The sequence below is a fragment of the Streptomyces sp. NPDC003027 genome (genome assembly GCF_053591435.1).
The window spans coordinates 1-12,780 of record NZ_JBSFTU010000058.1 but is presented as its reverse complement, the minus strand read 5'-3'; the positions used below and the strand labels follow the sequence as shown (position 1 = coordinate 12,780).

General features: G+C 73.7%; 10 protein-coding genes. 8 read left to right on the top strand and 2 right to left on the bottom strand.

Annotated features, from left to right (window positions below):
- Positions 1 to 6: 6 nt before the first annotated feature.
- Positions 7 to 2,160 (top strand): primosomal protein N', encoded by a 2,154-nt coding sequence (locus ACWDX6_RS28205; protein ID WP_451487700.1) that lies wholly within the window; start codon positions 7 to 9, stop codon positions 2,158 to 2,160.
- 142 nt (positions 2,161 to 2,302) lie between these two features.
- On the opposite strand, the gene ACWDX6_RS28200 is transcribed toward ACWDX6_RS28205, so the two are convergent.
- Positions 2,303 to 2,821, bottom strand: coding sequence for a hypothetical protein (locus ACWDX6_RS28200; protein ID WP_451487699.1), 519 nt, complete (start codon positions 2,819 to 2,821; stop codon positions 2,303 to 2,305).
- A 226-nt stretch (positions 2,822 to 3,047) separates the two neighbouring features.
- Between ACWDX6_RS28200 and fmt the strand changes: the two genes are divergently transcribed.
- The 5 genes from fmt to ACWDX6_RS28175 all read left to right on the top strand — a co-directional run bounded on the left by fmt (position 3,048) and on the right by ACWDX6_RS28175 (position 9,285).
- Positions 3,048 to 3,980, top strand: coding sequence for a methionyl-tRNA formyltransferase (gene fmt / locus ACWDX6_RS28195; RefSeq protein ID WP_451487698.1), 933 nt, complete (start codon positions 3,048 to 3,050; stop codon positions 3,978 to 3,980).
- Positions 3,981 to 4,078: 98 nt separating this feature from the next.
- On the top strand, positions 4,079 to 5,521 hold the full coding sequence (locus tag ACWDX6_RS28190; protein WP_451487697.1) for an RsmB/NOP family class I SAM-dependent RNA methyltransferase: 1,443 nt from the start codon (positions 4,079 to 4,081) through the stop codon (positions 5,519 to 5,521).
- A gap of 173 nt (positions 5,522 to 5,694) precedes the next feature.
- Positions 5,695 to 6,378: a ribulose-phosphate 3-epimerase gene (gene rpe / locus ACWDX6_RS28185; RefSeq protein ID WP_451487696.1), complete on the top strand. Its 684-nt coding sequence runs from the start codon at positions 5,695 to 5,697 to the stop codon at positions 6,376 to 6,378.
- 182 nt (positions 6,379 to 6,560) lie between these two features.
- Positions 6,561 to 7,547, top strand: coding sequence for a sugar-binding transcriptional regulator (locus ACWDX6_RS28180; RefSeq protein ID WP_451487717.1), 987 nt, complete (start codon positions 6,561 to 6,563; stop codon positions 7,545 to 7,547).
- A 295-nt stretch (positions 7,548 to 7,842) separates the two neighbouring features.
- Positions 7,843 to 9,285 (top strand): GuaB1 family IMP dehydrogenase-related protein, encoded by a 1,443-nt coding sequence (locus tag ACWDX6_RS28175; protein WP_451487695.1) that lies wholly within the window; start codon positions 7,843 to 7,845, stop codon positions 9,283 to 9,285.
- A 114-nt stretch (positions 9,286 to 9,399) separates the two neighbouring features.
- Here ACWDX6_RS28175 and ACWDX6_RS28170 read toward each other — a convergent pair whose 3' ends face one another.
- Positions 9,400 to 10,452 (bottom strand): GDSL-type esterase/lipase family protein, encoded by a 1,053-nt coding sequence (locus ACWDX6_RS28170; RefSeq protein WP_451487694.1) that lies wholly within the window; start codon positions 10,450 to 10,452, stop codon positions 9,400 to 9,402.
- A 288-nt stretch (positions 10,453 to 10,740) separates the two neighbouring features.
- Between ACWDX6_RS28170 and ACWDX6_RS28165 the strand changes: the two genes are divergently transcribed.
- Positions 10,741 to 12,204 (top strand): amino acid permease, encoded by a 1,464-nt coding sequence (locus ACWDX6_RS28165; protein WP_451487693.1) that lies wholly within the window; start codon positions 10,741 to 10,743, stop codon positions 12,202 to 12,204.
- Positions 12,205 to 12,214: 10 nt separating this feature from the next.
- Positions 12,215 to 12,670, top strand: coding sequence for an Lrp/AsnC family transcriptional regulator (locus tag ACWDX6_RS28160; RefSeq protein ID WP_015032260.1), 456 nt, complete (start codon positions 12,215 to 12,217; stop codon positions 12,668 to 12,670).
- The last annotated feature ends 110 nt before the right edge of the window (positions 12,671 to 12,780 follow it).

Genomic DNA, 12,780 nt, shown 5'->3' with positions numbered 1-12,780 from the left:
GGGGCTGTGAGCAGCGAGAACGAGAAGCCCGAGGGGGCGGCCGGTGAGCCGCCCGAGCAGCTCGCGCTCATCCGGGAGACCGTGCGCAAGGCGAAGGTGCCGCGGGCCAAGCCGCGGACCTGGCGGGGCGCCGCACTGGCCAAGGAGCTGCCCGTGGCACGGGTGGTGGTCAACAAGGGAGTGCTGCACCTCGACCAGTTCTTCGACTACGCCGTGCCGGAGGAGCTGGACGCCGTCGCGCGGCCGGGCGTGCGGGTGCGCGTGCGGTTCGGGGCCGGGGCCCACCAGGTCCGGGACGGGCGGCGCGAGGGAGGGCGGCTGATCGACGGATTCCTCGTCGAGCGGCGGGCCGAGTCGGACTACAAGGGCGCGCTGGCCGCGCTCGCCGACGTCGTCTCGCCCGAGCCGGTCCTGAGCGCCGAGCTGCTCGCCCTGGCCCGCGCGGTCGCCGACCGGTACGCGGGGAGCCTGGCGGACGTCCTCCAGCTGGCGGTCCCGCCGCGCAGCGCCCGGGCGGAGGGCAAGGCGTCGCCGGAGCCGCTGCCGCCGCCTCAGGCGCCGGAGCCCGGCACCTGGGGGCGGTACGAACGGGGACCGGCGTTCCTGGAGTCCCTCGCCCGGGGCGGGGCGCCGCGGGCGGTCTGGAACGCGCTGCCGGGGCCGCACTGGGCGGACGAGCTGGCCCGGGCCGTGTGCGCCACGCTCGCCTCCGGGCGCGGCGCCCTCGTCGTCGTGCCCGACGGCCGGGCGGCCAGCCGGGTCGACGAGGCGCTGGGCCGGGTGCTCGGCGAGGGACGCCACGCGGTGCTGACGGCGGAGACCGGTCCGGAGAAGCGGTACGCGCAGTGGCTCGCGGTACGGCGAGGCTCGGTGCGGGCCGTGGTGGGCACGAGGGCCGCGATGTTCGCTCCGGTACGCGACCTCGGCCTGGTGGTCATCTGGGACGACGGCGACGGCAGCCACAGCGAGCCGCACGCCCCCCAGCCCCACGCGCGGGACGTCCTGCTGCTGCGCGCCGCCCACGACCGGTGCGGCTTCCTCCTGGGCAGTACGAGCTGCACGGTCGAGGCCGCCCAGCTCGTGGAGTCCGGCTGGGCCCAGCCGCTGCTGGCCCGCCGGGACCAGGTCAGGGCCGCCGCCCCGCTCGTACGGACCGTGGGCGACACCGACCTGGCCCGCGACGAGGCCGCGCGCGCTGCCCGCCTGCCCTCACTGGCGTGGCAGACGGTACGGGAGGGGCTGAAGACCGGTCCGGTCCTCGTCCAGGTCCCGCGCCGGGGCTATGTGCCGAGGCTGGCGTGCGAACGGTGCCGGACCCCGGCTCGCTGCCGGCACTGCGCCGGACCTCTGGAGGCGCCCGAGCAGCGGGAGTTGACGTGCGGCTGGTGCGGGCGTGGCGCCGCCGACTGGCACTGCGTGGAGTGCGGTTCGACCCGGCTGCGCGCCCAGGTGGTGGGAGCGCGGCGGACGGCGGAGGAGCTCGGCCGGGCGTTCCCCGCCGTGCCGGTACGCACATCGGGCCGCGACCACGTCCTGGACCGTGTGCCGGGGCGGCCCGCGCTGGTCGTGTCGACGCCCGGAGCCGAGCCCGTCGCGGACGGCGGGTACGCGGCCGCGCTGCTCCTGGACGGCTGGGCGATGCTCGGCCGGCCCGATCTGCGCGCGGGGGAGGAGGCCCTGCGGCGCTGGATCGACGCCGCCTCGCTCGTACGGGGGCAGGGGGCGGACGGGACGGGCGGCGTCGTCGTCGTGGTGGCCGAGCCGACGCTGAGGCCGGTGCAGGCGCTCGTGCGGTGGGATCCCGTGGGCCACGCACAGCGGGAGCTGGCGGAGCGGGCGGAGCTGGGCTTTCCGCCGGTGTCCCGGATGGCGGCGGTCTCCGGCCCGCCGGAGGCCGTCCAGGCCTTCCTGGCGGCCGCCGAACTGCCCGGCGACGCCGAACTCCTGGGCCCGGTGCCGCTGCCGGTCGTCAGGGCGGGCGGTCCGCGCCGTCCGGGCGACGCGCCACCGGGGGAGCAGTGGGAACGCGCGCTGATCCGCGTCCCGCCGGGCAACGGGGCGGCGCTCGCGGCGGCGCTGAAGAAGGCGCAGGCGGCCCGTCTGGCCCGGGGCGGCGGTGACCCGGTGCGGGTACGGGTGGACCCACCGGACATCGGCTGAGCAGCGACCCGCCGGGAGCCTGGTCACCGGCTGAACGGCCGGTCCGGGACCCCGCCCGTCGGCCCTCCCGGTCCCGCGCCCCGGACGCGGCTCGGCCGCCCGACCCCTGGGCGGGGCTGGGCGGCCGGAGGAGCGGGGAGCGTCAGCCGTTGCGCGGGCCCGGGAGGGCCGACGGGCGGGGGTCCTCGCGAAGGGAGGCGGTGGCGGGCGTGGGCTGCGGGGGCATCGTGCGGGCCGACGGGACCACCGGGATCGTCCGGGCGGGGCCCGGCTCCGGCGCCCGGTCCTGTTCCACGACGCCCGCCTGCTGGGGCGCGCGCCGGGCGCCGTAACGGCGGTGGACGGCCTGCTTCGTGACCCCGAGCGCCGAGCCCACCGCGTCCCACGAGAACCCGAGTGAGCGGTCGAAGTCGACCGCGGCGGTCACCAGGGTCTCGACGCTGTCCCGCAGCTCCTGGGCGAGCCGGACGGTCGGGGCGGGCGCCCGTCCGTAGACGACGAAGCCCGTCGACGGGCCGGAGCGGCGCGGGCGGTAGACATTGCCCAACTGGGCCGTGAGCGTGCGCAGTGCGTCCACCTGCCGCCGGACCCGCTCGATGTCCCGCACCAACAGATGCAGACTTGCCCGGGCTTGGGCGTCGTGGGTTGCGTGGTCGGCCATGTGAAAGCCTCTCGAACCGGCGTGTGATAGGGGCGGGCCACGACGAGGGGTCGGCCCGTTTCGGTCAATCTCTCTTGACCAACGCGCCACCCGTGCCTGGGGTCACGCTGCGGGGGCGTACACGCATATGCGCGGGGCGCTCATCCCCACGTACGCCCCCTGCCGACACGACCTAGACTGGTGCGCCGCCCGCCAAAAGCCCCGACAGACAGGCAGTCAGCCCCCGATGAAGCTCGTCTTCGCAGGCACCCCCGAGGTCGCCGTACCCGCCCTGGACGCCCTGCTCGCCTCCGGGCGGCACGAGGTGGCCGCCGTCGTCACCCGCCCGGACGCCCCCGCCGGGCGTGGCCGGCGCCTGGTCGCCAGCCCGGTCGCCCAGCGCGCGGAGGAGGCCGGTATCGAGGTGCTCAAGCCGGCGAGGCCACGCGACGAGGAGTTCCTCGCACGGCTGCGCGAGATCGCCCCGGACTGCTGCCCGGTGGTCGCCTACGGCGCGCTCCTGCCCCGCGTCGCCCTGGACATCCCGGCGCACGGCTGGGTCAACCTGCACTTCTCGCTGCTTCCGGCCTGGCGCGGCGCGGCGCCCGTACAGCACGCGGTGATGGCCGGGGACGAGGTGACGGGAGCGTCGACCTTCCAGATCGAGGAGGGGCTCGACTCCGGCCCCGTCTACGGCGTCATCACCGAGGACGTCCGGCCGACCGACACCAGCGGCGATCTGCTCACCCGGCTCGCCTTCGCGGGCGCCGGGCTGCTCGCGGCGACGATGGACGGCATCGAGGACGGCACGCTGAAGGCCGTCCCGCAGCCCACCGAGGGCGTCACCCTCGCGCCCAAGCTCCAGGTCGAGGACGCGCGCGTCGACTTCACCGCCCCCGCGCTCCGCGTGGACCGCGTCGTGCGCGCCTGCACCCCGGCCCCCGGCGCCTGGACCGTCTTCCGGGGCGAGCGCCTCAAGCTGATCCAGGCGCTCCCGGTCCCCGACCGCACCGACCTCGCCCCCGGCGAACTCGCGGCCGGCAAGAACAACGTCTTCGTCGGCACCGGCTCGTACGCCGTCGAACTGCTCTGGGTGCAGCCCCAGGGCAAGAAGCCGATGAAGGCCGCCGACTGGGCGCGTGGCGTGCGGATCGCACCCGGGGAGAGGGTCGGCGCGTAGGGCCTCTCACGACGCCGGCCGAGGGGGCGGTGGGTGGCTCGGCGGGGCGGACGTAGGCTGAGGGGGTTGGACCTCTCACTTCGTCAGCGGAGCACCTTTTGAGCGAGCAGGCACGTCGCCGTCCCTCCAAGCCGTACCGGCGTCCCAAGAAGGATCCCGTCCGGATCCTCGCCTTCGAGGCGCTCAGGGCCGTCGACGAGCGGGACGCGTACGCGAACCTCGTGCTGCCGCCGTTGCTGAAGAAGGCGCGGGAGAAGGAGGGGCCCGAGAAGTTCGAGGACAGGGACGCGGCGCTGGCGACCGAGCTGGTGTACGGGACGCTGCGGCGGCAGGGGACGTACGACGCGATCGTCGCCGCGTGCATCGACCGGCCGCTGCGCGAGGTCGACCCGCCGGTCCTCGACGTGATCCTGCTCGGGGCGCATCAGCTGCTCGGTACGCGCATTCCCACCCACGCGGCCGTCTCGGCGACCGTGGAACTGGCGCGGGTCGTGCTCGGGGACGGCCGGGCCAAGTTCGTGAACGCCGTTCTGCGGAAGATCTCGCAGGACGACTTCGAGACCTGGGTGGAGCGGGTCGCCCCGCCGTACGACAAGGACGCCGAGGAGCACCTCGCGGTCGTCCACTCGCACCCCCGCTGGGTGGTCTCCGCGCTGTGGGACGCGCTCGGCGGCGGGCGGGCCGGCATCGAGGACCTGCTGGAGGCCGACAACGAACGGCCCGAGGTGACGCTGGTGGCCCGGCCGGGCCGGTCCACGGCCCGGGAGCTCGTCGAGGTCCTCGGCGAGGACTCGGTGCTGCCGGGGCGCTGGTCGCCGTATGCCGTACGGCTGGCCGAGGGCGGCGAGCCCGGCGCCATCGAGGCGGTCCGTGAGGGACGCGCGGGCGTCCAGGACGAAGGCAGCCAGCTGGTCGCCGTCGCGCTCGCCCAGGCGCCCCTGGAGGGCCGCGACGAGCGCTGGCTCGACGGGTGCGCCGGGCCCGGCGGCAAGGCCGCGCTGCTCGCCGCCCTCGCGGCCGAGCGCGGCGCCGCGCTGCTCGCCTCCGAGAAGCAGCCGCACCGCGCCCGGCTTGTCGAGCGCGCGCTGGCCGGCAACCCCGGCCCGTACCAGGTCATCGCCGCCGACGGCACCCGCCCGCCGTGGCGCCCCGGATCCTTCGACCGCGTCCTGATGGACGTGCCCTGCTCGGGTCTCGGCGCCCTGCGCCGCCGCCCCGAGGCCCGCTGGCGCCGCCGCCCGGCCGACCTCGACGGCTTCGCCCCGCTCCAGCGCGGGCTGCTGCGCGAGGCGCTGCAGGCCGTCCGCGTCGGCGGGGTCGTCGGCTACGCGACCTGCTCCCCGCATCTCGCCGAGACCCGCGTCGTCGTCGAGGACGTCCTCAAGGGCCGCGGCGGCCCGGCGGTCGAAGCCGAATGGATCGACGCCCGCCCCCTCATGCCGGACGTGCCCGCCCTCGGCGACGGCCCGGACGTCCAGCTCTGGCCGCACCTCCACGGCACCGACGCGATGTATCTGGCGCTTCTGCGCCGCACGGCCTGACGGAGGGCCTGCCTCCGGAGGCGGGCCCCCTGGCGGCGAAAAGCCGGGTATGCCTGGCCTGTGGCGGTCTCGGGCGCCGCGATCGGTGCCGAAGTCGGGCCGATGTCGGACCGAACCCGGTCCGAAACCGGTCCGCGGCAAAGAAGCGCCCAAGAACATGGCAGGCTTGGCACATGGCGCAGATCAACCCCAGCATCCTGTCCGCGGACTTCGCTCGCCTCGCCGAGGAGGCGAAGGCCGTCGAGGGTGCCGACTGGCTCCACGTCGACGTGATGGACAACCACTTCGTGCCCAACCTGACCCTCGGCGTGCCGATCGTCGAGTCCCTCAGCCGGGCCACGGACACACCGCTGGACTGCCACCTGATGATCGAGGACCCCGACCGCTGGGCCCCGCAGTACGTGGAGGCCGGCGCCGGCTCCGTCACCTTCCACGTGGAGGCGGCGGCCGCGCCCGTCCGGCTGGCGCGGGAGATCCGGGCCAAGGGCGCGCGGGCGTCGATGGCGCTGAAGCCGGCGACGCCCATCGAGCCCTACGAGGACCTGCTCCCCGAACTCGACATGCTGCTGATCATGACGGTCGAGCCCGGCTTCGGCGGCCAGGCCTTCCTCGACATCATGCTTCCCAAGATCCGGCGCACCCGTGAGCTGATCTCCAAGCACGGCCTGGAGCTGTGGCTCCAGGTCGACGGCGGCGTCGCGGAGTCGACGATCGAGCGCTGCGCCGAGGCCGGAGCCGACGTCTTCGTGGCCGGCTCGGCCGTCTACGGCGCGGACGACCCGGCCGGGGCCGTCCGGGCCCTGCGGGCCAAGGCGGACGCGGCGACGGCGAACGCCGCGTGGGCGTGTGGCCACTGAGCCACCGGGAGATGAACGCGGCCCGACGGCGGGCCGACAGGACTGATCGAGGACCGTGGGATCTGACAGGATGAACCGCGAGTCCAGAGTGTGAACAGCAGTGACGTGAGCAGCGGTACGTGAACAGCAGCAGTGAGGAGATCGCGGTGGCGGGTATCTCGGCGGGACGGTCAGCCCTGCGGATGGGACCCGCGGAGCTGGTGCAGGCGGCGGCCATGGCCCGCCGCTTCTACCTCGAGGGCAAGTCCAAGATCCAGATCGCCGAGGAGTTCGGCGTGAGCCGCTTCAAGGTGGCCCGGGTCCTGGAGACCGCGCTCGAACGCGACCTCGTGCGCATCGAGATCCGCGTACCCGCCGAGCTGGACGCCGAGCGCTCCGACGCGCTCCGCGCCCGCTTCGGGCTCCGCCATGCCGTCGTCGTCGAGTCCCCGGCGGAGGGCGAGGACGAATCGCCCGACCCGGAGAACCTCGGCGAGGTCGCGGCCGATCTGCTCGGCGAGCTGGTCACCGAGGGCGATGTCCTGGGCCTGGCCTGGGGCCGCTCGACCATCCACATGGCCGCCGCGCTCGACCGGCTGCCGCCGTGCACGGTCGTCCAGCTCACCGGGGTGTACGACGCCGGGACCGCGGAGCGCGGCTCGGTGGAGGCGGTACGCCGTGCCGCCCAGGTCTCCGGCGGCGAGGCGCACCCCATCTACGCGCCGATGCTCCTCCCCGACCCGGCCACGGCGGCCGCGCTGCGCAACCAGACCGGCATCGCCCGCGCCTTCGACTACTTCGACAAGGTCACGGTCGCCTGTGTGTCCATCGGCTCCTGGGAGCCCGGCATCTCGACCGTGCACGACATGCTCACGGACGAGGAGCGGGCCCACTACGCCTCCCTCGGCGTCGCCGCCGAGATGTCCGCGCACCTCTTCGACGCCGAGGGCCGCCGGGTGGGTCGCGACCTCGGCGAGCGCTGCATCACGGTCGAGGCCGACCGGCTGCGCCGTATCCCCGAGGTCGTGGCCATCGCGGGCGGGCAGCGCAAGGCGGCGGCGATCGGCGCGGTCCTGCGGTCGGGTCTCGTCACCAGCCTCGTGACGGACCGCGCCGCGGCGGACCACCTCCTCACCGAGGCCCCCGGCCCCCGGCCCGCACTGGACCGCGCGGACCCGGACGGCGTCTGAGCGGGACGGCGTCCGGCCCGGCGGCCCGGCTCCCGAGCCGTGCACGGACGAGCCCTACGAGACCTTCCGGGCGGGAGTGGCAGATCGCGCAGGACGTCTTCGCCGCGACGGTCGACACCCGTCCGACCGGCCTCGCCGTGCTCCTCGCGCTCGGAGGATCCGACAAGAGCGGTGCCGCGAGCCTCGGATGAATCGCCCGGGTCCGGTATCCGTACCGGCGTGGGACAATGAACTACGTGCTTTTTCCCCTGGCTGAAATGCCTAGGGGCCACTCCGATCGACTGGGATTCAGCACGTGCGTTTCCTCAATGACGTCAAGCCGCCGTACGACCTGACGTACGACGATGTGTTCATGGTGCCGAGCCGCTCGGCCGTCGGCTCCCGCCAGGCCGTGGACCTCACCTCGCCGGACGGCTCCGGCACGACGATCCCGCTGGTCGTCGCGAACATGACCGCGATCGCCGGCCGCCGCATGGCCGAGACCGTCGCCCGCCGCGGCGGGCTCGTCGTCATCCCCCAGGACATTCCGATCGAGGTCGTCACCGACGTCATCTCCTGGGTCAAGAGCCGCCACCACGTACTCGACACCCCCATCGTCCTGGCTCCGCACCAGACCGTCGCGGACGCCCTGTCGCTGCTGCCCAAGCGGGCGCACGACGCGGGTGTCGTCGTCGACGAGGACGGCCGTCCGGTCGGTGTCGTCACCGACGCGGACCTGTCCGGAGTGGACCGCTTCACGCAGCTGTCCGAGGTCATGTCGAAGGACCTGCTGCTCCTCGACGCCGACATCGACCCGCGCGACGCGTTCAACACGCTCGACCACGCCAACCGCCGCTACGCCCCGGCCGTCGACAAGGACGGACGTCTGGCCGGCATCCTCACCCGCAAGGGCGCCCTGCGCGCGACCCTGTACACCCCGGCCACCGACGCCGACGGCAAGCTGCGCATCGCCGCCGCCGTCGGCATCAACGGCGATGTGGCCGGCAAGGCCAAGCAGCTCCTCGACGCCGGTGTGGACACCCTCGTCGTCGACACCGCGCACGGCCACCAGGAGTCGATGATCGCCGCAATCAAGGCCGTTCGCGGTCTCGACCCGCACGTCCCGATCGTCGCCGGCAACATCGTCGCCGCCGAGGGCGTCCGCGACCTCATCGAGGCGGGCGCCGACATCATCAAGGTCGGTGTCGGCCCCGGCGCGATGTGCACCACCCGGATGATGACCGGTGTGGGCCGCCCGCAGTTCTCCGCCGTCCTGGAGTGCGCCGCCGAGGCGAAGAAGTACGGCAAGCACGTCTGGGCCGACGGCGGTGTCCGCCACCCCCGTGACGTCGCCATGGCTCTCGCCGCCGGTGCGTCCAACGTGATGATCGGCTCCTGGTTCGCCGGGACGTACGAGTCCCCGGGCGACCTCCACCAGGACGCCGAGGGCCGCTACTACAAGGAGTCCTTCGGCATGGCCTCCGCGCGCGCCGTGCGCAACCGTACGAGCGAGGAGTCGGCCTACGACCGCGCCCGCAAGGCGCTGTTCGAGGAGGGCATCTCCACCTCCCGGATGTTCATCGACCCGGCCCGCCCGGGCGTCGAGGACCTGATCGACTCGATCATCGCGGGCGTCCGCTCCTCATGCACCTACGCCGGTGCGGGCTCGCTCGCCGAGTTCGAGGAGAAGGCCGTCGTCGGCATCCAGAGCGCCGCCGGTTACGCCGAGGGCAAGCCGCTGCACGCCAGCTGGAGCTGAGCACCGTAGCCCAGAGGGCCCCCGGGACACGCGTCCCGGGGGCCCTCGGTCGTGTCCGGAAGGCCGGACACCGGCCTCGCCGTTCCCGTACGGGCGCGGAGACGAGGGAGGGCGTCAGGCGGTCGGACCGGCGGACCGGCCCACGAAGCCGGCCTCCCGCAGCGCCCCGGCCACGGCCGCCGCCAGCCGGGCGTGGCCGCGGTCGTCGGGGTGGAGGCCGTCGGGGAGGTCCTCCGGGGCGAGCAGCGGGAGTCCGCTCAGCAGCGCCAGCCGGGGGTCCCCGGCCGAGACGAGGTCGCGGACGGCCTCCTCCATCGCGGTTCGGAGCTCCGCCAGCGTGGCTCCCAGCGCGTTGGGCGTCGTCTCGGCCGCGGGGCGCAGAACGGGGGAGAGGACCAGCAGCGGGGTGTCCGGGTGCCCGCGGCGCACCAGAGCGATGAACGCCCGCGTCGTCTCGTAGAGGAGCGGGGCCGAACTCGGCACGGCTCCCCAGCAGTTGGTGCCGAAGGCCAGGGTGACGAGTTCGCCCGGCAGGGTCGCGAGCTGCTCGGCGAGGGACAGCTCGCCGCGCGCTCCGCCCGCGAACCCGAGGTTGACCGTGTCCAGGCCGAGCATCCGTCCCGCCGTCGCCGGCCAGGAGTGGGCCGGCCTGGTCGACCACCACCCCTCGGTGATCGAATCGCCGTGCACCAGCCAGCGCGGGCGCCGCGGGGCGGGCGACAGAGCGCCGTCGAGCGCCCGCAGGCCCAGGACGACCGGCCCCCGGCTCTCGGGCGGGTGGACGGCGAACGAGCCGCCCTCCGGCGGCAGGGGCAGGCGGACCGTCGCCTCCTCGGCCGCGTCCGCCATGACCTCGCTCACGCACCGCCCGTGCTGCCACAGCGCGAAGCAGTGCGGCAGGGACCCGGGAACGGCGGCGCGGTAGCGCAGGTCGACCGCGCGCGTGCCCGGCGTGGCCGTGAACTCGATCCGCACCCCGATCGGCAGGGCCGCCCGCTCCGCGATGTCCCAGGGCAGCCGGTCGAGGTCGGCGGGATCGGCGCGCACCGCACGTCCCCCGTCGAGCCACGCGGTACCGCGCAGAAAGGGTTCCGGATCGAGCCAGGGCACCGGTGTCTCCTCCGGTCGGGGCGGGGCCGAGGGCTCGCGCTGCGGGTCGTCCGGCATGAGAAGTCCATGCCACGCCGCAAGCGCTTCACACCCCCGATGTGTCGATTCATGCGGTGAGGCGCAATGTTTCCCCGTCTGTGCCCCAACAGCGCAATGATCATCCATAGGTGCGCAACAACCCTGCATTACGGACGCGAAGCGTGAAGGCTTAGGCTCAAGCCTCGTACCAGGAGTGGCGGCGACCGCCTGCTCGGCGGTCCCCCATCCCTCGCGGGCTCCTTCCCCCGGCTCGCGTGCCGCCGCGGTCGTCGCGTCCCGACAGGCAGCGATCAAGGAGCCCCCGCAGTGCTGGATCAAGGCACAGCCCCGCCGGCCACCGAGCCGACCGTCCCCAAGAGCTCGGTGCTCTCCGCCCTCACCCGACGCAAGCCGGTGGAACAGCTGGTCGCGGAGGGTGGACAGGGTGAGGGCGGCAGTCTTCGCCGCACGCTCTCGATGTGGCAGCTGACCATGATCAGCATCGGTGCCACGCTCGGCACCGGCATCTTCGTCGTGCTCGGTGAGGCCGTTCCGCTCGCCGGGCCCGCCGTCACCGTCGCCTTCGTCTTCGCGGGCCTCACGGCGCTCTTCTCCGCCCTCTCGTACGCGGAGCTGGCCGGCACGATCCCCGTCGCCGGCTCCTCCTACTCGTATGCGTACGCAACGATGGGCGAAGTCGTCGCCTGGATCTGCGGCTGGTGTCTCCTCCTGGAGTACGGCGTCTCCGTGGCCGCCGTGGCCGTCGGCTGGGGCGACTACCTCAACGAGCTCCTCGACGGCACCCTCGGCGTGACCCTGCCCACGGTGCTCACCGCGCCCCCCGGCGACGGCGGCATATTCAACCTGCCGGCCCTGATCGTCGTGATGCTGGCGATGATGTTCCTGCTGGGCGGCGCCAAGGAGTCCGCCCGCGCCAACACGATCATGGTGTTCGTCAAGATCGCCTCGCTCGCGCTGTTCTGCGCGGTCGGTTTCATGGGCTTCACGTCCGGCAACTACGCGGACTTCATGCCGCTGGGCGTCGGGAGCATCGGCGCCGCCGGCGCCATCCTCTTCTTCTCGTACATCGGCTTCGACGCCGCCTCCACCGCGGGCGAGGAGGCCAAGAACCCCAAGCGCGACCTGCCCCGGGCGATCATGCTCTCCCTGATCATCGTCACCGCGCTGTACGTGCTCGTCGCCGCGGTCGCCGTCGGCGCCTGGGACTGGAAGAAGTTCGCCGGCACCGACGCCACTCTCGCCGCGATCATGAACGATGTCACCGGACAGAGCTTCTGGGGCACCCTGCTCGCGGCCGGCGCGGTGATCTCCATCGCCAGCGTCGTCCTCACGGTGCTCTACGGCCAGACCCGCATCCTCTTCGCCATGTCCCGCGACCGCCTGGTGCCCAAGGTCTTCGGCAAGGTGAACCCGAAGACGGGCACCCCCCGTGCCAACACCGTGATCGTCTCGCTCTTCTGCGGGATCCTCGCCGCGGCCGTCCCGCTCGGCGAGCTGGTGAACGCGACCAGCATCGGCACGCTCTTCGCCTTCGCCCTGGTCAACATCGCCGTCGTGGTGCTCCGCTACCGCCGCCCCGACATGGACCGCTCCTTCAAGGTGCCCTTCGGCCCGCTCTTCCCCGTGCTCGGTTTCGTCTTCTGCGGATACAGCATGTACAGCCTCGACCTGATCACCTGGGTGTACTTCGGTGCGTGGATGGCGGTCGGCCTCGTGTTCTACTTCCTGTACGGCATGCGCCGCTCCCGACTGGCCTCCGCAGAGAAGTGATCCACCCGTAGTGCGACTCAACGACCTCGACGAACGCATCGTCCACGCCCTCGCGGAGGATGCCCGTCGCTCCTACGCCGACATCGGCTCGCTCGTCGGACTCTCCGCGCCCGCCGTCAAGCGGCGCGTGGACCGGCTCCGTGCCGAGGGCGCCATCACCGGCTTCACCGTACGGGTGGACCCGGCGGCGCTCGGCTGGGAGACCGAGGGGTTCGTCGAGATCTACTGCCGCCACAACACCTCCCCGGACGACATCCGGCGAGGTCTGGAGCGGTATCCCGAGGTGGTGTCCGCGTCGACCGTCACCGGTGACGCGGACGCCGTCGTCCAGGTCTTCGCCTCCGACATGCGCCACTTCGAGCGCGTCCTGGAGCGGATCGCGGGCGAGCCGTTCGTGGAGCGCACCAAGTCCGTGCTGGTGCTCTCGCCGCTCCTGCGGCGCTTCTCCTCCGGCTCGCCCGCGTAGCCCCCACGGGGCCGGACAGGCGGGGTGGGAGTGTCCGGGTGCAGCAGGCCCTCGGCGCGCAGCTCGTCCCACAGGGCGTCCGGGACGGGGCGTCGCAGCCGCTCCATCGT

Bases quoted from the DNA above. Each gene is read 5' to 3' on its own strand.
- ACWDX6_RS28200 (WP_451487699.1), bottom strand. From the start codon at position 2,821: ATGGCCGACCACGCAACCCACGACGCCCAAGCCCGGGCAAGTCTGCAT.
- ACWDX6_RS28180 (WP_451487717.1), top strand. From the start codon at position 6,561: ATGGGACCCGCGGAGCTGGTGCAGGCGGCGGCCATGGCCCGCCGCTTC.
- fmt (WP_451487698.1), top strand. From the start codon at position 3,048: ATGAAGCTCGTCTTCGCAGGCACCCCCGAGGTCGCCGTACCCGCCCTG.
- rpe (WP_451487696.1), top strand. From the start codon at position 5,695: ATGGCGCAGATCAACCCCAGCATCCTGTCCGCGGACTTCGCTCGCCTC.
- ACWDX6_RS28170 (WP_451487694.1), bottom strand. From the start codon at position 10,452: ATGCCGGACGACCCGCAGCGCGAGCCCTCGGCCCCGCCCCGACCGGAG.